We start from the raw sequence: 21,329 nt of genomic DNA on the forward strand, positions 1-21,329 counted from the left end.
AAGATCTTTCCGAAACCATCACATCATTGGATTATTCATACCAAATCAAGCATGAATGTTTTCATGTTCTTGCGTAACCGGCGGTATATATAAATACTTCTCGCGTCCACCCGGGGCTCTCCGCTCCTACCCGCCCTGGGTTCCGGGTGGCCGTGGTGGCGGCCCCGGCCATCCCCTAGACCGGGGCCGCCCCAAACTCCCCCGCCGACGTAACCCGGAAGCGATGAACATGGCCCTCACGACGTACTCACCGATCACCTCGGACTGGCCGTGCCAGGTCAAGACCCCAGGCAGCTTCGACTGGGAGCGATCGGCGGTCAGATGGCTGCGCGAGCTGGTGCCGTCCCGCTACGCGAGCTATCCCGCACTGATTAAGCACCCCGTACTCCTGGCCCGCCACGCGCAGATCCAGGTGCAGCACGAGATACGGGTCGCCCGCACCGCCCTGCAGACCGCCCGCGCCGAACTGCCCGCCCTCGGCCTGCACGAGGGGGTCATCGAGCACACCATCAAGATGTATGCGGCGGAGGTTCTGCAGCTTCAGTACATCGCCCGCAGCATCCGTGCCGTCAGCCAGGCCCTCGTGGACGGCAACACCGCGCGGACCTGAGTTCGGCCCGATCCGGCGCGATAGGAAGGCTTCGAGCGGGAAGACGTGAAGGAGCAACGGCCCGCCGAGAGCTCTGGACGGACACATGGATTCCACGACCTGGACGGTCATCGTCATCGTCGCGATCCTGGGTGCCGCCGTACTCGGGGTGGCGATCGCGCTCCTGGTCCGGCTCGTTCGCGCCCGCCGCGAGCTGCGACGGGCCGGTCTTCCGTCCGGGTCCCGCTGGGTCTTCTGGGGCGCCGTCATCTATCTCGTGCTCCCGGCCGATCTGCTGCCCGACCCCATCTACCTGGACGACATCGGCGTACTTCTGATGGCCCTGCGTTCGATGCGCCCGGCGACAGGTGATCGTGCGAGCGTCGACGGGAACCCCGGCACACCGCTGGACCGTTGACCATTCGACGGCCGTCGGCGCGAATGCCCTCGTCGAAGGCCGTTTCGGATCTCTACGTCGACGGGGCGGCACCATGACCGAGCTGGTTCCCGGGGGCAACGTGCCCCTTCCGGGCGGCATCCTGACTCTCCGGGTGCCGGGCCCTTTCGACGTCTGCGCGCTGATCACCGATGACAGCGGAAAGGTGCGCGGCGACGGCGACTTCGTGTTCTACAACCAGCCGATCGCGTCCGGCACACGGCTCCAGGGCGAGCAGCTCACCGTCGACCCCCTCGGGCTGCGGGCCGGGGCCAGCCGCGTCACGGTGGTGATCAGCTCGGCCGACCCGGCGACCCCACTTGCGCGGCTGCCCGCGCCCACTCTGTATGTCACCGGACCGGGCTCCCGCTCCCTCGCGCGGTTCACACCATCGCGTCCGCAGCGGGAGACCGTGCTGCTGCTCGCCGAGATCTACCGGCGCGGCGGCGCGTGGAAGCTCCGTGCGCTGGGCCAGGGGTACACGGACGGACTGGCGGGTATCGCGCGGGACTTCGGGGTCGATGTCGCCGAGGACACGTCGGCGCCGCGCGGAGCAGCTGGGCGGGGGAACACCGCGCCCCATTCCCACAGGCCCACCGGTCGGGTGAACTCCGCACCCCGTTCCCACGGACCGACCGGCCAGGTGAACTCCCCACCCGGTTCCCACGGACCGACCGGCCAGGTGAACTCCCCACCCGGTTCCCACGGACCGACCGGCCAGGTGAACTCCCCACCCGGTTCCCACGGACCGACCGGCCAGATGAACTCCCCACCCGACACGGACGGTTTCCTCGGCCTGGTGAACTCCGCACGCGCCAGGGCCGGTTCCCCGCCGGTGTCCCTCGATCCACGGCTGGCGGCCGCGGCACGTGCCCACGCCTCCGATATGGCCGCGCGCGGAGTCCTCAGCTCCGAGAGCCCGGACAGCACCTCCGTGTTCCAGCGCGTCACCTCGACCGGATACACGTATCTCACCGTCGGCGAGCACCTGGTCTCCGGCCCGCGCACGCCGGGCGAGTTCGTGGAGTACTGCCTGTCGACCGAGCAGTCCCGGCGCACGCTGTGCGAGCCCGCGTTCAGCCAGGCCGGCCTGGCATACGTCGCCGACCGCTCCGGCGACCTGTACTGGACGGCGCTGTGGGCACGGCCCTTCAGCCCCGGCGAGCTGGCACGGACCGCGAGTGAGGTCGTCGCGCTCACCAACGCCGAGCGGGCCGCGGCCGGCCTCCGGCCCCTGTCGGTCGACCCGCTGCTGACCAACGCGGCGCAGGCGCACAGCGATGACATGGTGGCCCGCGCGTTCTACTCCCATGTCTCCCCCGACGGCACCCAGCCCTGGGACCGGGCCGCCGCCGCGGGCAGCACCCGCCGCACCATCGGGGAGAACATCGCCTGCGGCCAGCGCTCCCCCGCCGAGGTCGTCCTCGGCTGGATGAACAGCCCTGGCCATCGCGCCAATATCCTCAAGCCCGCCTTCACCCACATAGGGATAGGCCTGGCGGGCGGCGGCAAGATGGGCACCTACTGGACGCAGCTCTTCGGCGCCTGACATTCCCGCCTGCTCCGACTCACCCCTTTCGGTTCGCCGTTTCCGATTCCCTCGTGGGCGATGCAACCCGCGTGCCCTGCGGTGCGTAGAAATGATGCCGACGCCTGCATCCGCGGCGCGGTTCGAGCCGGGAATCCGCACCGGCAGAAACACATCGGGAGAAGAATTCAGATGGTCTCAGGAACAGTGGGCATGGGTACGGCGCTCGGCGCGGTTCTGGTGTCCCTCCTGGCAGCACCCGCGCAGGCGGCCCCCGCGGGCACCGAGCAAGCGAGCGTCGCAGCAGGGGAGTTGGCGGCGCCGGACGACGCTGGACTGCGCGAGGTACTGCTTACGGCACTGGCTCAGGGAGCACCCGGCGCGATGGTGCGGGTCGACGACAACGGCACGGTCCACCGGCTGTCCGCGGGAGACGCCGACCGGGTCACCGGACGGGCCCTCACCACGTCCGACCTGTTCCGCGTCGGCAGCGTCAGCAAGACCTTCACGGCCGTAGTGCTGCTGCAGCTGGTCGACGAGGGCAAGCTCAAGCTGGACACATCGGTGAACAGCTATCTTCCGGGGCTGCTGCCCGACGACCGGATCACCGTGCGCCATCTGATGAGCCACCGGAGCGGTCTGTACGACTACACCAACGACATGTTCGCGCAGACGGTCCCGGGCTTCGAGGCCGTACGCAACAAGGTGTTCAGCTACCAGGACCTGGTGAACCTGTCCCTGGCGAAGCCGCTCACCAACGCGCCGGGCGCGGCCTATTCGTACTCCAATACCAATTTCGTCGTCGCGGGCATGCTCATCGAGAAGCTCACCGGGCAGTCCGTCGCCGCGGAGTACCAGCAGCGCATCTTCACGCCGCTGAACCTGACCAGCACCTCCTACGTCCACCCGAACACCGCGATCGCGGGCCGCCACGCCAACGGCTATCTCCCGCCGGACGAAGGCGGCGCCCTGGTCGACTCCACCGAGCAGACGGTCTCCTGGGCGCAGAGCGCGGGCGCGATCATCTCCAGCACCCTTGACCTGAACACCTTCTTCTCCGCGCTGCTCGCCGGACAGCTCACGTCCGCAGCGCAGCTCGCGCAGATGCAGCAGTGGACACCGGTGAACAGCACCCAGGGCTACGGTCTGGGTCTGCGCCGCCGTGACCTGTCGTGCGGTGTCTCCGTGTACGGGCACACGGGCACCGTCCAGGGCTACTACACGTACGCGTTCACCTCGAAGGACGGCAAGCGCAGCGTCACCGCGCTCGCCAACACCTCGAACAACGCCAACGTGCTCACCACCATGGGCCGCACCCTGGAATCCGCCTTCTGCGGCAAGCCGCAGACCACGGCCGCCGCGCGCAGCACGGTGGCCGTGGAGCAGGTGGAGCGGTACGAGGACATCGCCCCGGACATCGCCCGCGACTGACGTCCTTCGCTGCGCCTCACCCGTGACTGTTCGGCCGCCGGTGCGGCGGCTGCTCGGGGGCGGGGCGCAGCCTGGCGGCCGGGATGCGGAGGCTGTGCGGCTTGTCGGCCTCGACGGTGACGGGTTCGCCGTAGTGGAGGATCTCCAGGGGTTCTCCGCTCTGGAGCGTGTACGTGGCGGTGGCCAGCCCGATCTCCACCCGCAGGCGGCGGCCGAGGAGTTCCAGGTTGAAGGCGAGGCGTTGGAACCGCTCCGGCAGCCGGGGCTTGAACTCCATGGTGTCGCCGTGGTGTCGCAGCCCGCCGAAGCCGGCGACCAGGGCCATCCAGGTACCGGCGAGCGAGGCGATGTGCAGCCCGTCCCGGGTGTTGTTCTCCAGGTCCCGCAGATCCATCAACGCGGCCTCGACCAAGTAGTCGTAGGCGAGCCCGGGATGCCCGGCCTCGGCCGCGATCACGGCCTGGCAGCAGGCCGACAGGGAGGAATCGCGGACGGTGAGGGGCTCGTAGTAGGCGAAGTTGCGGGCCTTGTGCTCGTCGTCGAAGTAGGGGCTGCACTTGTACATGGCGAGCACCAGGTCGGCCTGCTTGACGACCTGCTTGCGGTAGATGTCGAAGTAGGGGAAGTGCAGCATCAGCGGGTACTGGTCGGGGCGGGTGGCGGCGAAGTCCCAGCGCTGGTAGCGGGTGAACCCCGCGTTCTGTTCGTGGACGCCGAGTTCCTGGTTGTAGGGGATGTGCATGGCGGCCGCGGCGTCGCGCCAGGCGGCGCTCTCCTCGTCGTCGACCCCGAGGGCCGCCGCCTTTCGCGGGTGGCGCTCGGATACGTCCGCGGCCGCCAGGAGGTTCGCACGGGCCATCAGATTGGTGTACGTGTTGTCGTCCGCGACGGCGCTGTACTCGTCGGGGCCCGTCACCCCGTCGATGTGGAAACCGCCCTGGTGGTCGTGGTGACCGAGCGAGCGCCACAGCCGTGCCGTCTCCACCAGCAGCTCGACCCCGGTGTCGCGTTCGAACCGCTTGTCGCCGGTGACGTTCGTGTAGTGCACGACGGCGTCGGCGATGTCGGCGTTGACATGGAACGCGGCGGTCCCGGCCGGCCAGTACGCCGAGCCCTCCGAGCCCTCGATGGTCCGCCAGGGGAACGCCGCGCCGCGCAGGCCGAGCTGAGCCGCCCTCTCGCGGGCCGCGGGCAGGGTGCTCTGGCGCCAGCGCAGTGCCTCGGCGACCGCGCCGGGCGCTGTGTAGGTGAGCAGGGGCAGCACGAAGGTCTCGGTGTCCCAGAAGGCGTGGCCGTCGTATCCGGAGCCGGTGAGCCCCTTCGCCGGTATCGCGCGCTGTTCGGCGCGGGCACCGGCCTGCAGGACGTGGAACAGTGCGAACCGGACGGCCTGCTGGATCTCCTCGTCGCCGTCCACCTCGACGTCCGCGCGGGCCCAGAAGTCGTCGAGGTAGGCCCGCTGTTCGTCGACCAGTCCCTGCCAGCCGCCGTGCTGGGCCGACGCGAGCGCCGCGTCGGCCTGCGCCCGCAGGGCGGGCAGGGACCGGGTGCTCGACCAGCCGTACGAGACGAGCTTCTCCACGTGCAGCTTCTGTCCTGGTTCCAGGACGGAGGTGACGGTGAGGCGGGCGACGTCGGGGCTGCTCTCACTGCTCGTGGTGGTCGGCTCGGGTCCCGTGACGGTGTGGTCCGCTGCGGTGGCGACCCGCAGTCCGCTGCGCCGGGTGCGGTGCACGAGTTTCAGCCGCCCGTCCTGCGCGAAGTGCTCCTCCCCCTCCAGCGGAGACTCCAGGACGATCGCGGCCCGCGGGTCACCATTGCGGCCCGGCAGTTGCTCGTTGGCGACCAGTTCCGACTGGACGACGACACGGACCCGGGAGTCGACGGCCTCCACCTCGTAGGAGATGGCGGCGATCGCGCGCTGGGTGAAGGAGACGAGCCGGGTGGAGCGCACGCGGACCGTGTCGCCCGCCGGGGAGGTCCATTCGCAGCTCCGGGTGAGCAGACCGGTGCGCAGGTCGAGGACGCGCTCGTGGGAGCGGAGCCGTCCGTAGCGCAGGTCGAACGGCTCGTCGTCGACGAGCAGCCGCATGATCTTGCCATTGGTGACGTTGATGACCGTCTGGCCGGACTCCGGGTAGCCGTATCCGGCTTCGGCGTACGGCAGCGGGTGGACTTCGTGGACGCCGTTCAGATAAGAGCCGGGAAGGCCGTGCGGTTCGCCTTCGTCGAGGTTTCCGCGCCAGCCGACATGGCCGTTGGAGAGCGCGAACACGGACTCGCTCTGCGGCAGCACGTCCAGGTTGAGGACGTGCTCGCGCAGCGCCCACGGTTCGACGGCGTAGGACGTGTGAGTGATCACGCGCGCTCCCCCAGCTCCGCGAGATCCCGTACGACGATGTCCGCGCCGTGCGCGCGCAGGGCCGCTCCCTGGCCGACTCGGTCGACACCGATGACGTATCCGAAGTGGCCCGAGCGGCCCGCGTCCATGCCGGCCAGCGCGTCCTCGAAGACGGCGGCCTGCGACGGCTCGGCCCCCAGGTCACGCGCGGCGGCCAGGAAGGTGTCCGGTTTCGGCTTGCCGGGCAGCTTGCGCTCAGTGGCGACGACGCCGTCGATCCTGACCTCGAAGAGGGACTCGGCGCCCACCGCGCGCAGGATGTCACGGCAGTTGGTGCTGGAGGAGACGACCGCGGTCCGCAGACCGCTCGCGCGGACCGCCTCGACATAGCGCAGCGTGCCGTCGTACGCCTCGACGCCGCCGCTGTGGATCAGCTCCAGAAGCAGGTTGTTCTTGCGGTTGCCCAGGCCCTGGACGGTCGCCCTGTCCGGCGGGTCGTCGGCCGCTCCCTCGGGCAGTTCGATGCCCCGCGAGGCGAGGAAGGTGCGGACGCCGTCGGCGCGCGGGCGTCCGTCCACGTGGTCGTTGTAGTCGGCGTCGTCGAAGGGACGGAATCCGTCGCCGTCGCGGTCCTGCAGGAATTCGTCGAACGTCCGCTTCCAAGCAGCCGCGTGGACGACGGCGGTCTTGGTGATGACCCCGTCGAGATCGAAGAGGCAGGCCTGGATTTCTTTCGGAAGACCGAGCTGCTCTGTCATACGGGCAGTGTGCCCCGAAGTGCCCTGGCCACGGAGTGGCGCACGCCACACGGCCTCGGGGCCGCCGGGTGCCCTACGACTTCTTCAGGTCCGCCCGGTAGGTCCGGTACAGCGCTGCACCGTCGTCGCAGCGCCGTGGTGGGGTGCTGCACTTCTGGCAGCCGAGCAGATGGTCGAAGTACGCCCGGTAGCTGTGGGGGGCGAGCGTGGGGCTCTGCTGCGACATAGTGTTCTCCCCGTGCGTGGCCGCTGCGGTGCCAGATGTTGACCAAAATTCAACAGTCACATCAGCATAAGCCGGATCCGCCGGGAAGAAGCTCCGGACGTCGCCGGACTGGCCGGAATCCACCTGTCGGGCCCGATACTGGGGCCATGGGATTCGCCGTCTTCATGACCCTGCCCGGACTGGTCATCCTGCTGACCCTGCTGGCCTTCGTCGACCAGCTGCTGCTGCGGGCCGGCCGCGCGGGCATGCTGCCGTGGCGGAACAGCGCGCGGCAGGGGCAGATATCCGCAACAGGGTTCGAACAGCTCCACGCGAGCTTTTCGCCCGGCAAGCAGAACGAGCTCAAGGAGCGTCAGTCGGCGCTGGTGATGCGGGACGACGAGGAGGACGGGGCGCCGCCGAACCGGACGACGGTCGATCTGAACGGCAGGACGGCGGTCGTCCGGATGCCGCGGGCCGCCCGGCGGGAGCGCCCGTGACCGTCGCCGAGCCGACGCCCTTCACCGGCCTCCTCCAGCGTGCCGCGTCCCTCGTAGGTCCTGGGCACCGCGCCCTCCTCGGCATCGCCGGCAGCCCCGGATCGGGCAAGACCACGCTCGCCGGTCGCCTGGTCGGGGAGCTGAACGGTGCCGGGCCCGCCTGGGTCGCCCACGTACCGATGGACGGGTTCCATCTGGCGGACGCCGAGTTGGACCGCCTTGGCCGCCGCGACCGCAAGGGTGCCCCCGACACCTTCGACGCGGCGGGTTACACGGCGTTGCTCCGCCGGCTGCGCGAGGACGAGGACGACCTGATCTACGCGCCCGGCTTCGAGCGCACCCTCGAACAGCCTCTCGCGGGAGCCGTCCCCGTCCCCCGCACCGCCCGCCTGGTCATCACCGAGGGCAACTACCTCCTGCTCCGGGACGACGCCTGGACCCGGGTGCGGGCGCAGCTGGACGAGGTCTGGTTCTGCGAGCTCGACGAGACCGAACGCGTGCGCCGTCTCGTGGCCCGGCACGAGGAGTTCGGCAAGGACCACGACACGGCGGTGGCGTGGGTGCTCGGCACGGACCAGTGCAACGCCGACCTGGTAGCCGCGACACGGGACCGCGCCGACCTGGTGGTCGGGGTGGCGGTCAGCGAAGGTGGACCTCCAGCTCGGGTTCCCCCCGCGCATCACCCGCGGGATCGCCGATCAGCGCGGTGAACGCCTCGGTGCGGACGGTCAGTCCGGCCCGGGTGTGCTCGAAGGCCGGGGTGAAGGGACCGCCCGGCCCGTAGCGCACGGCGAAGATGTGCAGGTCGTCCGGTGCGCCGGGAGCCGGACCCGCTTCGAGGGCCGTGGAGGCGACGAGGTGGCGCCAGCCCTCGTCCGGGTTGCCATAGCCGCGCGGGTCGGCCGCAAGGGCGAAGGCCGCCTGCTCCTGTGTCGTCTCCGCACGGGCGTCGAAATGGTCCACGCCCTGGATGGGCGGGTGCGTGAGGCGCAGGTCGCCTGCCGAGGTCACATCGGCCGCCACGGTCCTGCGCACACGGTCGCCGTCGTCGGTGGCGTACGGCAGCCCGGCGAGCAGGTAGGGCGTTCCGTCGAGCCGTTCCACGGCCACGGTCATCCACAGACTTGTGCCGTCCGTGACGTACAGGGACCGGACGTGTCGAAGGACCTGGTCGTGGCCGACGACCGGCTTGGTGACCAGTTTGGCCGTCAGTACGCCGGTCGTGCGCAGGTCGCGGACCCGTGTCTCGCCCATGGGGCGGCACAGCAGGAAGCCGTCGGTGACCGGTCCGAAGCCGTGCTGACGGTTGACGGCGGCGGGCAGGTAGTACGTGCCCGCCGACTCGACCAGTGACGGGGTCATCCTGTCGTCGAAGGCCACCGAGACCGTTCCCGCGCGCAGTTGATGCCGCACGGGGTCCTTGGAAGGTGTGCGGTGCCAGGGCGTGGTGTCCTGGATCTGCCAGACCAGCATGAAGGCGAAGTGGCCGTCGATGCCCCCGTCCCGCCCGACCGCGTGCCGTCCCCAGCGGGTGTCTCCCCGGTAGCGGCCGAGGTCGGCGCCGACGCGGTCGCCGAAGTACCGCAGGCCGAGGACGGACTCGAAGCCGGAGTGCTGTTCGCTGTAGCGCGGGCCGCCGTTGTCGAAGCCTCCGACCGTCAGGCGTGCGTCGAGGTAGCGGGCGAGCGCGTCACCGTCCTCGGCGAAGATCTCCTCGCCGCTGACCTTGTGGGCCTGCGCGAGGAAGGAGAGGGAGATCGGGCCGTAGTTGTTGTCGTACGCGCCACCGTGCTCCGGGGGCAGGAGGGCGCCCCGGTCGCGCACGCGACGAGCGCGGATCTCGTCGACGTACAGGCTGATCGCCCGCGAACGGACCAACTCCCGCTCCCCGGAGGGGAGATGGCGAGCAAGCATCAGTCCGCCGACGATGCAGCCGATGGCCTGGTTGCCGGCCTCCTGTGGATTGAAGAAGGTCGCCTCCGTCAGCCAGCGCCAGTAGCCGGCCGCCGACTTCAGCAGCTCACCACGCTGTTCGTCGTCGACCAGCCCGTCGGCCGTTTCGAGGACGTTGACCGCCTGGAGCAGTACCCACACCGTGCTCGGCCAGTCGCCGATGGGGTGCGCGCCCGCTTCCACGACGTAACGGGCGTACGGAAGGCCGGAGTTGCGCGCCTTCAGGTTCGGATAGCCGGGGTTGTCCTCGGTGAACACCCGCTCGCGCAGATGAAAGGCCAGGCTGCGCCTGACGGCCTCCGGCAGGCGCGGGTCCTTCGTACGCTGCCAGGCGAGCGCGAGCAGGGAGGTGATGCCCAGCGAGGTGTCGCCGATGTCGTCGACGGCGGCGGGGTGTTCGAGGCTGCCCTCCGCGGTGAGGCGGGCCAGGGCCTCCCCGGTGACGGCGGCGAGGACGGCGTCGTACGCGGCGGGTTCGTCGGGAAGATCGTGCAACCGGCCGCGCTGGTGAGGGAGATGCACGTGTCAGCCCTTCATGCCGGAGGTCGCCAGGCCTTCAACCAGCCTCTTCTGGAAGATGAGGAAGCAGATGAGCGTGGGCAGGAGGGCGAGTGTCGACATGGCGAACATCGCGCCGTACGAGGAACCGCTGGTCTGATCCATGAACAGGGTCAGGCCGAGCGGGACGGTGAACTTGTCGTTCTGCTGGAGATAGACGAGCTGGTGCAGGAAGTCGTCGTACGTCCAGATGAACGTGAAGATCGTGGTGGTGATCAGGGCCGGCTTCATCAGCGGCAGGATGATCTTCCAGTAGATCTGCAGGGGGTTGGCGCCGTCCATCATGGCCGCCTGGTCCAGCTCGCGCGGGATGGAGCGGATGAACTGGACCATCAGGAAGATGAAGAACGCGTCCGTGGCCAGGAACTTCGGCACGATGAGCGGCAGATACGTGTTGATCCAGGTCAGGTTGTAGAAGATCGTGTACTGCGGGATCAGGACGGCCTGCGTGGGCAGCATCAGCGTGCCGAGCATCAGGCCGAACCAGATCTTCTTGCCGCGGAACTCGAAGCGCGCGAAGGCGTAGGCGGCCAGCGAGCAGGAGATGACGTTGCCGATCACCGCGCCGATCGTGACGATCAGCGAGTTGGTGATGTAGAGGGAGAAGGAGTTGCCCGAGCCGCTCCAGCCTTCGGAGTAGTTCTCCGGGCGCAGCGCGTTGGGGATGAGCCCGGGGTGGGTGAAGATCTCGGTGTCGGGCTTGAGGGAGCTGCTGAGCATCCACAGCAGTGGGTACAGCATGACGACCGCGACGCCGATGAGCAGGGTGTGGGTGTAGATGCGGCGGGCGCCGGTGAGCGAGCGGAGCTTCCGCAGTGGCGACGCGTCGTTCGGGGTGATGGCGGACATGAGGTGAAGGACTCCTCGCTCAGTCGTCGTAGTGGACCCAGTAGCGGCTGGCGATGAAGTTGACCGCCGTGAAGCCGGCGATGACGAGGAACAACACCCAGGCCAGCGCCGAGGCGTACCCCATCTGCAGGTCGGTGAAGCCCTTCTTGTACAGGTAAAGGGAGTACAGCATCGTCGAGTTGAGCGGTCCGCCCGAGCCGTTGCTGACCACGAAGGCAGGCGTGAACGTCTTGAACGCGTCGATGATCTGCAGCACGACGTTGAAGAACACGATCGGCGTCAGCAACGGCAGGGTGATCTTGAAGAACCGGGTGACGGGTGAGGCGCCGTCGATCGCGGCCGCCTCGTACACGTCCTTCGGCAGCTGCTTCAGGCCGGCGAGGAAGATGACCATAGGGGTGCCGAACTGCCAGACGGCGAGCAGGACGAGCGTGTAGAGCGCGGTGTCGGGGCTGGAGATCCAGTCCTGGCCCTTGATGCCGAACCAGCCGAGGAAGTCGTTGAAGAGGCCGTCGCCGCCGAAGACCTGCCGCCACACGATGGCGATGGCCACCGCGCCGCCGAGCAGCGACGGCAGATAGAAGGCGGCCCGGTAGAGCCCGATGCCCTTCAGGTCGCGGTTGAGCAGCATGGCCACACCGAGCGCGAGCGCCAGCTTCAGCGGCACGGAGACCACGACGTACACGAGCGTGGCGTGCACCGAGTCCCAGAAGACCGGGTCTTCGGTGAACATGCGCTCGTAGTTGTCGGTGCCGGTCCACTGCGGGGGCGTCAGCAGGTCGAAGTTGGTGAACGACAGATACAGCGAGTCCAGCATCGGGTAGATCGTCAACCCGAACAGGCCGATGAACCAGGGGGCCAGAAAGGCGTACGGCCACCAGCCCCCGCCCCGCCGTCTGGCGAGGCGGCGGCGCATACGGTCGCGCTCCCGCTGGTCGGACGGGGTCACCGGAGCCGGCGGCTCCTTCACGACCTCGTCGGTCTTCGCGGTGGTCATACTCATCTCCCTGGCCCTCTCCCGGTGTTCGATGGTGCGGCGGCGAGGCCTGAGCGGGTCCGGCGAAGTCCGGCGCGGTCCCGAAGGGGCGCGGGAACTGCGCGACCAGCCACGACGGACCCGCAGACGACGCGCAAGAATTCCAGCGGAGCGCCTACGCGCCCAGGATTCCCGGTGCCTGGTCGAAGAACTCGCCCAGCTGGGCCTTGATCGACTTCTTGCCGAAGGCGACGGCGAGGTTCGACTGGAACAGCAGGTCCCAGATCTGGTCGGCGCCCTGCGGCGGGGGGACAGGGGCAGGCAGGGCGTTGGTCGCCTTGCCGACGCGCTGGGAGATGTAGTCGGCGTTCGCCATGTTCAGCTTGTCCGTCTCGGTCAGGTCCGAGGCGATCAGGTTGCGTGCCTTCTCCGTCGGCGGGATGCCACGCAGCAGCTGCATGTCCTTGATCGCCGTTTCGTCCTGCGCGAAGAACGACATGATCTTCGCGGAGTCGGCCACCTTCTTGCTGGCCTTGGTGGCGCTCAGCAGCACACCGCCGTTGACGAAGTTGCCCTCGCGAGCGCCTGACCAGTCGCCCTGCGGGGTGGGCAGGAAATCCAGCTGCGCGTCGGTGATGGAGCCGCCCGCGCCGTAGACACCGGAGTCGAAGGTGAACAGGGCCTTGCCGATGACGACCGCGTTCTTGGTGAGGTCGTTGTGCGCGGCGGAAGTGATCGCCGGCGGCGGGGAGGCGTTGACCTTGCGCATCTCGGCCCAGTACTCCCACCACTCCTGGAGGGTGGCGGAGGTGAAGCCGAGCTTCTTGCCGTCGTCGGAGAAGAAGGTCTCGCCCTTCTCACGGGCGAAGATCTCGAAGGCCTGGAGGGCGCCGCCACCGACGTCGTCGACGCCGTACATCTTGCCGCCGCTCTTTTTGTAGACGTCCTGGGAGATCTTCTTCAGATCGGCCCACGTCCACTCGGGGTCCGGCAGCTTCAGACCCAGGTCCTCCAGGCCGGAGCGGTTGACGGTGAGCTGGTTGACGCCGATGCCGGACGGGACGCCGTACAGCTTGCCGTCGACCGTGCCGGCCGCGAGGAGCGTCTTGGCGAAGCCGGTCAGGTCCAGGCTGTTGCCGACGTAGGAGTCGAGCGGGGCGAGGACACCCTTGCGGGCGTACTGGGCGACCAGCGCGGTGTCCATCTGCAGCAGGTCGGGGGCGCTGCCGCCGGCGATGTTGGTGTTGAACTTGTCGAAGTACCCGTCGTATCCGGAGTAGGTCTCCTGGATCTTGATCTTCGGGTTCGACTTCTGGAAGGTGCCGAGCGCCTTCTTGTAGGCGTTGTGCCGGTCGTCGCTGCCCCACCAGGTCATGGTCAGCTTGGCGCTGGTGGAACCTGCGCCGGTTCCTCCGGAGCAGGCGCTGAGCGTACTGCCGAGCGCGCCGGCGACGGCGAGCCCGCTCGCGGTGCGGAAGAGGGTTCTGCGCGAGATCTGGTGACCCACCGGGTCCTCCTTGGAGATGCGTGACGGAATTCCCGGCCGGTCGAACGGCACGGGCTACCTCTGCTCGGAATGGCACCTTCCGCAGCGCGGCCTCGCCCGGCCGCGCCATCCTGATGGGTGGGGATCCCCGGCCGCCATGGCCGTCGTCACACGAGCACGCCCTCGCGTGGCTGCCGTGCCTCTTGCTGCACGGGCGGGACGCTCACCCCAGGTCGACGTCCCGGCCGACCTAGAAAGCGCTTGTCCGGACATTGGCAGACCGAGCCGGAACCCGTCAATCCTTCGTCCGCGCGGCATCGGTCACGGTTCGGACTCCCCGGGCGACCGCGAGCCGGGCGGCGCCCACGACCGTGCCCAGGTCTCCGACGGTGCTGCTGATCACCTCGGTGGGCCAGCTGAGCCTGGCCAACTCGGCGCGCACACCGGGCAGGAGCTGCGGATCCGTGCCTGTGCCGCCGAGTACGAGCAGCCCCGGGTCCAGTACGGCGGTCACGGCGGCGGCGAGCCGGCCGACGTCGACGGCATGGCGGTCGACGACCGTGCGGGCCGTGGGTCTGCCCTCACCTGCGAGGGCGAAGAGCCGCTCGATGGTTCGCGGGCACGGCCCGTCGGTGTCCTGCCAGGCCTGGGCAGCCCGTCGCAGCAGGGAGCGGGCGCCCATGTACTCCTCCAGGGCCTCATGGCGCGGATCGGGGCCGTCGTCCCACGGGTAGGGCAGCCGGGCGAGCTCACCAGCGGCTCCGTTCGCGCCGCGCAGCACGTGGCCGCCGATCACGACACCGAGGCCGATACCGACGCCGACCCGCAGATAGCCAAAGGTGTGGCGGCCTCGGGCGGCGCCCTCGTGGAGTTCGGCGAGCGCGGCGCAGTTGACGTTGTTCTCCAGGTGCACGGGAACGCCGGGCGGCAGCGCCACGGCCACGGCGTCGAAGACCGGCCCGGCCTTGTCGGTCGCGGGCCGTGTTCCGTCACCCTCCCGTTCCGGCGGGGTGACATCGCCGACCGCGACGACGATGGTGCGCAGCGGCGCGTGCGGCCCGAGCACCGCGAGGGCCTCACGGACGACGTCCACGGCGTCCGCGCGTGAGCCGGTCGCCTCGGCGAGCAGGGTGCCGTCCAGGCCGCAGCCACGGACCCGGGTCAGGGCGGGGCCGAGATCGACGGCAAGCACTGTGCCGGCGGCCGGCCCGATCCGGTACACGGCGGCGTTGCGACCGGTGCCGCTGGAGGTCGTGCCGGAGTGCGCGGCGAGCCGGGCGCCCTCCAGTTCCGCGACGGCGGAGGACACCGTCGGTTTGGACAGGCCCGCCAGGCTCGCGAGTTGCGGCCGGGTCGCGGTGCCCGCCTGGGCCAGCACCGCGAACACGGCGCTCGCGCTCTCGGTCAGCCGGGGGGCCTTCGCCACATCGAGTTCCACAGTTCCCCCACAGGTCACGGGCCGCGATACCGGGTCGACCGGATGCGGCGTTGGAAGGCACCGGCGTCACGCACTCTCCGCGCCTGGCGGTCCAGTGGGCAACACCTCTTGACGCACTGTACTTCGTTAGTTAACTTCCTAACGAACGTCACGGTACGCGCCTGCCGTGTTCGACCAGAGGCCTGTCCCGAGGCTTCCTTAGTTCCTTCGCTTCTCTTCCTCCAGGCACGGTTCGCCCGCCGTCGCAGCACCGCGCAACGACGAAAGAGGATCCGTGCAGGAATCCGCAGCCCTGGTCGTCGGTATCGACGTGGGCGGCACCAAGACGCATCTCCGCGCGCTCTCGGGTGACACCCTCGTGGCCGACCGCGTCCGCGCGAGCGACGGCTGGCGGCCGCACGACCCCGTGGCCGCCGCCGGATGGCTGGCCGCGCTGCTCACCGACACCCTTCCGGCGGGCCTGCGCCCCTCCGCGCTCGCCGTCGGCGGACACGACTGCGAGACCCCGCACCAGTGCGCGCAGATACGCACCGCTCTCCAACTCCACCTCGACGCGCCCGCGCTGGTCGTCCGCGACGCCCAACTCCTCGTCCCCGCCGCGGGCCTGGACAAGGGTGTGGGGCTGGTCGCGGGCACCGGTTCCGTGGCGGTGGGCCTGCTCGCCGACGGCAGTCCCGTCCAAGTCGGTGGCTGGGGCGCGGTACTGGGTGATGAGGGCGGCGCGGCCGGCCTCGTCCGCGAGTCGGTACGGGCCCTATGGGCGGCGCACGACCTCGGCGAGGAGCCCGACGCGCTCGCGCTCGGCCTGCTGTCCGCGTTCGACGTCCCCGAAGTCCCCTTGCTCTGCGCGGCCCTTGAGCGCGCCACGGACATCTCCGCCGAGTGGGGCCGCCACGCGCCGGCCGTGTTCGCGGCCGCAGAGGCCGGTTCGTTCCTCGCCCGCACGGTGATCGCCGAAGGCGGGCGGGCACTGGCCGCGCTCGTCGCACGGCTCGCCGCACGCGGCGTGACCGTCGACGACGTCGTGGTCGCGGGCAGCACCGTCCTCGCCCAACCGTCGCTGTACGAGGCGTTCGTGGCGTCCTTGGCGACCGCCGTCCCGACCGCTCGGCCGAGGCCCCTGCGGGTGCCGCCGGTCGAGGGAGCCGTCACGCTGGCCCGTTCACTCGTCTGACATGTGCTGGTCGTCGAGGCTCCTCCGCTCCGACATTCCTCGGCAGTAGTTCTTCACCGGCACGCCCCAGCAAGCGCGTTCAGCACACCTGTGTCACCCGGCGCCCACGAGCCGGCACCGATCGCACCCACTCGCCGGCCGCAGGGCCGAAGAACTCAAGAGAGGCAGCCCATGCCGTCCTCCGCCGGGAAGCAGTCCCCCGCATCGCTCACCGAACGCGCCGTGAACCGACGCGGATTCCTCAAGACCTCCCTGGGTGCCACGGCCGGCCTGGTGGCCGCGCCCACCCTGGCCACCTGGCTCACCGCTGCGGACGCGAAGGCCAACACTTCTGCCGTCGCCTTCGTGGACGACTACAAGTCGAACGTCCTGACGAACCTGACGCCCGAGACCAACGCCGTGGTCCGGATCCTCGGCGGCATGACCGAGGTGTGGAAGACGGGCGACACCTGGAACACCGGCAAGCCGCTCAGGCCCGAGGTATTGCGCGCCAACATGCGCTACTGCGCCCGGATCACGGCGGCGCGGACGGAGGGGCAGGCGAAGGAAGCATTCATCTACGACCGTCAGCACCAGAGTTACGCGATGATCGCCGCGCTTGGTCCGTTGGCCGACCTCTACAAGGCGGGTGCCAAGGCGGTCACGTCGATCACCAGCGCGCCGGACACCACCCCCGCCACCACGATCAGCGACGCCGTGCCGGCCGACGCCCCTGCCGGTTCCGCGCTCGGCGCGGGCTCCTACGGCTCGGCGCTCGGCCAGGTCGCCAGGCTGGTCGACACCGTGCGCGGACCGTACGCCTCCGGCAACCCCGGCAAGTACGCGTTCCAGTACCCGCGTCCGTGGCGTATGAACGAGGACAGCGAGGTCGTCGACACCGGCGTGAAGGACGCGCTCGGCTACCCGGTCTATGACTCGGATGTCGTCGTCGCCACCCAGCTGTTGCGGCAGCGCAGCACCTCCCCGGTGGACGACGGCGGCTTCCCCAGCGGGCACACCAACGCCTTCTACCTGGCGGCCCTGGCCTTCGCGTACGCCGTGCCGGAACGGTTCCAGGAGCTGGTGACACGTGCCGCCGAGCTGAGCCACACCCGGATCATGGCGGGTATGCACTCCACCGTCGACGTCATCGGCGGCCGGACCATGGCCACGGCGCTGGCCGCCGCCACACTGGCCGACCCGCAGTACACGGACCTCAAGGCCGCGGCACGCGCTCAGGCCGCGGCGTACTTCCAGCAGCAGACCGGTACGACGGCGGACACGCTGTACGCCTACGCCCACTCCTTGGACGTCGACACCGATCCGTACGCCGACCGGTCCGCCAACTCCCGCGCGCTCACGCCGCGTCTGACGTACGTCCTGACCCGGCACGGCCGCTCCGCGGACATCACCGTGCCCAAGGGCGCCGAAGTCCTGCTGGAGACACGGCTCCCCTACCTGAACGCGGCCCAGCGCCGCGAAGTGCTCCGTACGACTGCCCTGCCGTCCGGGTACGTCCTGCTCGACGAGGACGAGCAGTGGGGGCGCCTCAACCTCTTCGCCGCCGCCGACGGGTACGGGGCCTTCGACTCCGACGTTACCGTCACCCTCGACGCGGCCGACGGAGGCTTCGGCGCCGCCGACACCTGGCGCAACGACATCTCCGGCCGCGGGGGCCTCGTCAAGCGCGGCAGCGGCTCGCTGACCCTGACGGGAGCCAACCGGTATACGGGCGGGACGGTGTTGGAGGAGGGCACGCTGACCGCCGGTTCCGCGGGCGCGCTGGGGTACGGCGACGTCCGCGTGCAGGGCGGCACGCTCCGCGCGACCACGGCGGCACGTGTGCGCGGCTGCTACACGCAGGCCTCCGGCGCGACGCTGGACGTGACGCTCCGCGCCGGGCACACCCCCGCGCTCACGGTGGACCGGCGGGTCCTGCTCGGCGCCGAGACCGTGCTCTCGCTCCGGCTGGACGCGTCCCGACCGCCGACTGCCGACACCACGATTGCGGTGATCGCGGCGCCTTCGCTGCGGGGCCGGTTCGGTCGCGTCACCGTTCAGGCGGACGGGTACCGGGCGGTGCCCGTGTACACGGCGAAGGGCCTGTCCGTACGGCTGACCGGGCGCTGATCTCCGGGAGCTGGCCGGGACGCCGAGCGTGATGTCCGTTTTCCGCCAGCGCGACGCCGTGTCCCGGCCCACAGTGGAAGGGTGACGACCGACGACAGCAGGTACGAGGCGGTGTGCAGCCGCGATGCCAGGTTCGACGGCGAGTTCTTCTTCGCCGTGTCCACGACCGGGATCTACTGCCGCCCCAGTTGCCCGGCGACCACACCCAAGCGGCAGAACGTGCGCTTCTTCCCGACCGCGGCCGCCGCGCAGGGCTCCGGATTCCGGGCCTGCCGCCGCTGCCGCCCCGACGCGGTGCCCGGCTCGGCCGAGTGGAACGTCCGCGCGGACGCGGTCGGCCGTGCCATGCGGCTGATCGGTGACGGTGTCGTGGACCGTGAGGGCGTCGCCGGGCTCGCCGCGCGCCTGGGCTACAGCGCCCGACAGGTGCAGCGACAGCTGAACGCCGAGGTGGGTGCGGGACCGATCGCGCTCGCCCGGGCACAGCGGGCCCACACCGCGCGAATCCTGCTCCAGACCACGACTCTGCACGCCGCGGAGATCGCCTTCGCGGCCGGGTTCGCCAGCGTGCGGCAGTTCAACGACACCGTCCGGGAGATCTACGCCGTCACCCCCAGCGAGCTGCGCGCGGCGAAACCGGGCCGGTCCTCACGCTACGGATCTGTCGGTACGACGAACGGGGCGGGCGGGGTGCCGCTGCGGCTCGCCCACCGCGGCCCGTACGCGGCCGCCGAGGTCTTCGACTACCTCGGCGCACGGGCCGTCACCGGCGTCGAGGAACTCACCGGCGAACGCGGCGGACGGACATACCGGCGCACCCTCCACCTCCCCCACGGCACCGGTGTCGCGGAGGTCGCCGAGGTGCTCGGCGAGGGCGGCTGGCTCACCTGCCATCTGCACCTCGGCGATCTGCGCGACCTGACCACGGCCACCCAGCGGATCCGGCGCCTCTTCGACCTGGACGCCGACCCGTACGCGGTCGGCGAGCGGCTGGGCTCCGCTGCCGCGCTCGCGCCGCTGGTCGCGCTGCGGCCGGGACTGCGCGCCCCGGGCTCCGCCGATCCGCACGAACTCGCCGTCCGCGCGGTGCTGGGCCAGCAGGTCTCCGTGGCCGCCGGGCGGAAGCTCGGCAGCGCCCTGGTCGCCGCGTACGGGCAGCCCCTCACGGTGCCCAGTGGTGGGCTCACGCATGTCTTCCCCACCGCCGACGACCTCGCGGAGGCATCGCTCGACGAGCTCGGCATGCCCGACGCGCGCCGCGACACCCTGCGCACGGTCGCCCGCGCGCTCGCCGACGTCACCGTGAGCCTCGACGCCGGCGCCGACCGCGACGAGGCCGAGAAGGCACTGCTCGATCTGCGTGGCGTCGGCCCCTGGACCGCCGGCTACATCCGGATGCGCGCCCTGGGCGACCCGGACGTACTACTCACCGGCGACGTGGCCATCCAGGCCGGGATGCGCCGGGCGGGCGCCGAGCCGGTCGACGCCGAAGCCTGGCGGCCCTGGCGCACGTACGCCATGCACCACTTCTGGAACGCTGCCGCCGACCGGCGCCGACCTGCCGAAGCGAGACGTCCGAATCCCGCCAGCGCCCGCGCTCGGAACACCTCATTGTTGGAGGTGACAGAGATGAACGGACACGCAAGAGAGGACATGACTGATGACGGTCCACACGACGATCGACAGCCCGCTGGGTGAACTCCTGCTCGTGGGCGAGGAGTCGGCGACGGCGAAGGGCGGCACGGCGCTCGCCTCGCTGTCGATGCCCGGCCAGAAATCCGGCGCCGTCGTCCTGGACGGCTGGGTCGAGGACCCGGACGCGTTCACGGAGATCGTCTCCCAGCTGCGCTCCTATTTCGAGGGCAGACTGACGCACTTCGACATCGAATACGTCAGCGGTGGCAGCGAGTTCCAGCAACGGGTGTGGAAGGCCCTGGAGGTCATTCCGTACGGGACCACCCTCAGCTACGGCGACATCGCCGCGCAGATCGGCGCGTCGAGGGCCGCGGTGCGTGCCGTGGGCACCGCGATCGGCGCGAATCCGCTGCTCGTCGTGCGCCCCTGCCACCGCGTGATCGGCGCGAACGGCACCCTCACCGGCTACGCGGGCGGCCTGGACCGGAAGCAACGGCTCCTGGAGCTGGAGAACGTGCGCCCGACCACTGCTCTGTCGCCGTGATCGGCTCTACGCGGGCGGCGGCAACCCACCCGGTCGGCCACCTTGCCGACCGGGTCGGGACCGGTGACTGGAACTCTCTGGCCGCCGAGCTCGACGAGCACGGCAGCGCGCTCACCGGCCGACTGCTGACCCCCGACGAGTGTCACGAGATCACCGCCCTGTACGACGACACCGCCCGTTTCCGTACGACCGTCGACATGGCCCGTCACCGCTTCGGCTCCGGCCAGTACCGCTACTTCACCCACGAACTGCCCGCTGTGGTGCGGGAGTTGCGCGCGGCGTTCTACCCTCGCCTGCTGCCGATCGCCCGCGACTGGGCCGGCAGGCTCGGGCAGCCCGCGCCCTGGCCCGACAGCCTGGAGGAGTGGGTGGCGATGTGCCATGCGGCCGGGCAGGCCAAGTCGGCCCAGATCCTGCTGCGTTACGGGCCCGGCGACTGGAACGCCCTGCACCGCGATGTGTTCGGCACGATGCTCTTCCCGCTCCAGGTCGTCGTCGGTCTCGACGCTCCCGGAATCGACTTCACCGGCGGCGAGTTCCTCATGACCGAGCAGCGCCCGCGTGCGCAGTCACGGGGTTCCGCCACGACCCTGCCGCAGGGACACGGTCTGATCTTCACGACCCGAGATCGGCCGGTGGCCTCCCGGCGCGGGTGGTCGAGCGGCCCGATGCGGCACGGGGTGAGCACGGTCCGCTCCGGGCACCGCCACACGCTGGGCCTCGTCTTCCACGACGCCGCGTGACACCACCTTTCGACCTGGTCGCGATGCCCGGCTCCCGGCTTGCGAACGCGGTGTTTCTGTTCTGCGAACAAGCAGT

At 70.1% G+C, this 21,329-nt stretch carries 19 protein-coding genes; 11 read left to right on the forward strand and 8 right to left on the reverse strand.

The features are described from left to right. Positions 1 to 229 precede the first annotated feature (229 nt). The 4 genes from AB0N66_RS14925 to AB0N66_RS14940 all read left to right on the forward strand — a co-directional run bounded on the left by AB0N66_RS14925 (position 230) and on the right by AB0N66_RS14940 (position 3,984). The gene (locus tag AB0N66_RS14925; RefSeq protein WP_365433670.1) at positions 230 to 610 is read left to right on the forward strand and encodes a hypothetical protein; all 381 of its coding nucleotides are present in this window, start codon (positions 230 to 232) and stop codon (positions 608 to 610) included. A gap of 85 nt (positions 611 to 695) precedes the next feature. Then, on the forward strand, positions 696 to 1,007 hold the full coding sequence (locus tag AB0N66_RS14930; protein ID WP_365433540.1) for a YkvA family protein: 312 nt from the start codon (positions 696 to 698) through the stop codon (positions 1,005 to 1,007). Between the two features lie 73 nt (positions 1,008 to 1,080). Then, the gene (locus tag AB0N66_RS14935) at positions 1,081 to 2,574 is read left to right on the forward strand and encodes a CAP domain-containing protein (RefSeq protein ID WP_365433543.1); all 1,494 of its coding nucleotides are present in this window, start codon (positions 1,081 to 1,083) and stop codon (positions 2,572 to 2,574) included. 171 nt (positions 2,575 to 2,745) lie between these two features. Then, on the forward strand, positions 2,746 to 3,984 hold the full coding sequence (locus tag AB0N66_RS14940; protein WP_365433546.1) for a serine hydrolase domain-containing protein: 1,239 nt from the start codon (positions 2,746 to 2,748) through the stop codon (positions 3,982 to 3,984). Positions 3,985 to 4,000: 16 nt separating this feature from the next. On the opposite strand, the gene AB0N66_RS14945 is transcribed toward AB0N66_RS14940, so the two are convergent. The 3 genes from AB0N66_RS14945 to AB0N66_RS14955 all read right to left on the reverse strand — a co-directional run bounded on the left by AB0N66_RS14945 (position 4,001) and on the right by AB0N66_RS14955 (position 7,309). Beyond that, complete coding sequence (locus AB0N66_RS14945) at positions 4,001 to 6,346, reverse strand: glycosyl hydrolase family 65 protein (protein ID WP_365433549.1); 2,346 nt, start codon at positions 6,344 to 6,346, stop codon at positions 4,001 to 4,003. Beyond that, positions 6,343 to 7,083: a beta-phosphoglucomutase family hydrolase gene (locus AB0N66_RS14950; RefSeq protein WP_365433552.1), complete on the reverse strand. Its 741-nt coding sequence runs from the start codon at positions 7,081 to 7,083 to the stop codon at positions 6,343 to 6,345. The genes AB0N66_RS14945 and AB0N66_RS14950 overlap by 4 nt, the downstream gene beginning before the upstream one ends. Positions 7,084 to 7,156: 73 nt before the next feature. After that, positions 7,157 to 7,309 carry a hypothetical protein gene (locus AB0N66_RS14955; protein ID WP_365433555.1) on the reverse strand — a complete coding sequence of 51 codons (153 nt, stop codon included), beginning with the start codon at positions 7,307 to 7,309 and terminating at the stop codon, positions 7,157 to 7,159. Between the two features lie 146 nt (positions 7,310 to 7,455). Between AB0N66_RS14955 and AB0N66_RS14960 the strand changes: the two genes are divergently transcribed. Together AB0N66_RS14960 and AB0N66_RS14965 are read left to right on the forward strand one after the other, a co-directional pair. Further along, entirely contained in the window at positions 7,456 to 7,788 is a 333-nt protein-coding gene (locus tag AB0N66_RS14960; RefSeq protein WP_365433558.1) for a DUF6191 domain-containing protein, read from the forward strand. Next, on the forward strand, positions 7,785 to 8,498 hold the full coding sequence (locus tag AB0N66_RS14965) for a nucleoside/nucleotide kinase family protein (protein WP_365433560.1): 714 nt from the start codon (positions 7,785 to 7,787) through the stop codon (positions 8,496 to 8,498). Before AB0N66_RS14960 ends, AB0N66_RS14965 begins: the two co-directional genes overlap by 4 nt. On the opposite strand, the gene AB0N66_RS14970 is transcribed toward AB0N66_RS14965, so the two are convergent. The 5 genes from AB0N66_RS14970 to AB0N66_RS14990 form a co-directional block, all read right to left on the reverse strand. Continuing rightward, the gene (locus tag AB0N66_RS14970) at positions 8,428 to 10,263 is read right to left on the reverse strand and encodes a hypothetical protein (RefSeq protein ID WP_365433563.1); all 1,836 of its coding nucleotides are present in this window, start codon (positions 10,261 to 10,263) and stop codon (positions 8,428 to 8,430) included. The two genes, AB0N66_RS14965 and AB0N66_RS14970, sit on opposite strands and share 71 nt — an antisense overlap. Before the next feature lie 3 nt (positions 10,264 to 10,266). Next, a complete protein-coding gene (locus tag AB0N66_RS14975) occupies positions 10,267 to 11,148 on the reverse strand; it encodes a carbohydrate ABC transporter permease (protein ID WP_365433566.1) in 882 nt (293 codons plus the stop codon). A gap of 19 nt (positions 11,149 to 11,167) precedes the next feature. Beyond that, positions 11,168 to 12,145 (reverse strand): sugar ABC transporter permease, encoded by a 978-nt coding sequence (locus tag AB0N66_RS14980; protein ID WP_365433569.1) that lies wholly within the window; start codon positions 12,143 to 12,145, stop codon positions 11,168 to 11,170. A 154-nt stretch (positions 12,146 to 12,299) separates the two neighbouring features. Continuing rightward, positions 12,300 to 13,631 (reverse strand): extracellular solute-binding protein, encoded by a 1,332-nt coding sequence (locus tag AB0N66_RS14985; protein WP_365433572.1) that lies wholly within the window; start codon positions 13,629 to 13,631, stop codon positions 12,300 to 12,302. Between the two features lie 274 nt (positions 13,632 to 13,905). Further along, a complete protein-coding gene (locus AB0N66_RS14990; protein ID WP_365433575.1) occupies positions 13,906 to 15,036 on the reverse strand; it encodes an ROK family transcriptional regulator in 1,131 nt (376 codons plus the stop codon). Positions 15,037 to 15,322: 286 nt separating this feature from the next. Here AB0N66_RS14990 and AB0N66_RS14995 point away from each other — a divergent pair, with 286 nt between their 5' ends. From AB0N66_RS14995 to AB0N66_RS15015, 5 genes are all read left to right on the forward strand, one after another. Continuing rightward, the gene (locus tag AB0N66_RS14995) at positions 15,323 to 16,222 is read left to right on the forward strand and encodes a BadF/BadG/BcrA/BcrD ATPase family protein (RefSeq protein WP_365433578.1); all 900 of its coding nucleotides are present in this window, start codon (positions 15,323 to 15,325) and stop codon (positions 16,220 to 16,222) included. 171 nt (positions 16,223 to 16,393) lie between these two features. Further along, entirely contained in the window at positions 16,394 to 18,331 is a 1,938-nt protein-coding gene (locus tag AB0N66_RS15000) for a phosphatase PAP2 family protein (RefSeq protein ID WP_365433581.1), read from the forward strand. Between the two features lie 81 nt (positions 18,332 to 18,412). Further along, positions 18,413 to 20,029, forward strand: coding sequence for an AlkA N-terminal domain-containing protein (locus AB0N66_RS15005; protein WP_365433585.1), 1,617 nt, complete (start codon positions 18,413 to 18,415; stop codon positions 20,027 to 20,029). Beyond that, entirely contained in the window at positions 19,992 to 20,510 is a 519-nt protein-coding gene (locus AB0N66_RS15010; protein WP_365433588.1) for a methylated-DNA--[protein]-cysteine S-methyltransferase, read from the forward strand. Before AB0N66_RS15005 ends, AB0N66_RS15010 begins: the two co-directional genes overlap by 38 nt. Positions 20,511 to 20,587: 77 nt before the next feature. Further along, entirely contained in the window at positions 20,588 to 21,253 is a 666-nt protein-coding gene (locus tag AB0N66_RS15015; protein WP_365433673.1) for a 2OG-Fe(II) oxygenase, read from the forward strand. The last annotated feature ends 76 nt before the right edge of the window (positions 21,254 to 21,329 follow it).

This window comes from Streptomyces sp. NPDC093544 (genome assembly GCF_040683495.1).
GTDB lineage: Bacteria > Actinomycetota > Actinomycetes > Streptomycetales > Streptomycetaceae > Streptomyces.

Excerpts from the sequence above, each read along its gene's own strand:
- AB0N66_RS14955 (WP_365433555.1), bottom strand. The coding sequence starts at position 7,309 with ATGTCGCAGCAGAGCCCCACGCTCGCCCCCCACAGCTACCGGGCGTAC.
- AB0N66_RS14925 (WP_365433670.1), top strand. The coding sequence starts at position 230 with ATGGCCCTCACGACGTACTCACCGATCACCTCGGACTGGCCGTGCCAG.
- AB0N66_RS14930 (WP_365433540.1), top strand. The coding sequence starts at position 696 with ATGGATTCCACGACCTGGACGGTCATCGTCATCGTCGCGATCCTGGGT.
- AB0N66_RS14960 (WP_365433558.1), top strand. The coding sequence starts at position 7,456 with ATGGGATTCGCCGTCTTCATGACCCTGCCCGGACTGGTCATCCTGCTG.
- AB0N66_RS14975 (WP_365433566.1), bottom strand. The coding sequence starts at position 11,148 with ATGTCCGCCATCACCCCGAACGACGCGTCGCCACTGCGGAAGCTCCGC.
- AB0N66_RS14935 (WP_365433543.1), top strand. The coding sequence starts at position 1,081 with ATGACCGAGCTGGTTCCCGGGGGCAACGTGCCCCTTCCGGGCGGCATC.
- AB0N66_RS15010 (WP_365433588.1), top strand. The coding sequence starts at position 19,992 with ATGACGGTCCACACGACGATCGACAGCCCGCTGGGTGAACTCCTGCTC.
- AB0N66_RS14940 (WP_365433546.1), top strand. The coding sequence starts at position 2,746 with ATGGTCTCAGGAACAGTGGGCATGGGTACGGCGCTCGGCGCGGTTCTG.
- AB0N66_RS14950 (WP_365433552.1), bottom strand. The coding sequence starts at position 7,083 with ATGACAGAGCAGCTCGGTCTTCCGAAAGAAATCCAGGCCTGCCTCTTC.
- AB0N66_RS14980 (WP_365433569.1), bottom strand. The coding sequence starts at position 12,145 with ATGACCACCGCGAAGACCGACGAGGTCGTGAAGGAGCCGCCGGCTCCG.
- AB0N66_RS15000 (WP_365433581.1), top strand. The coding sequence starts at position 16,394 with ATGCCGTCCTCCGCCGGGAAGCAGTCCCCCGCATCGCTCACCGAACGC.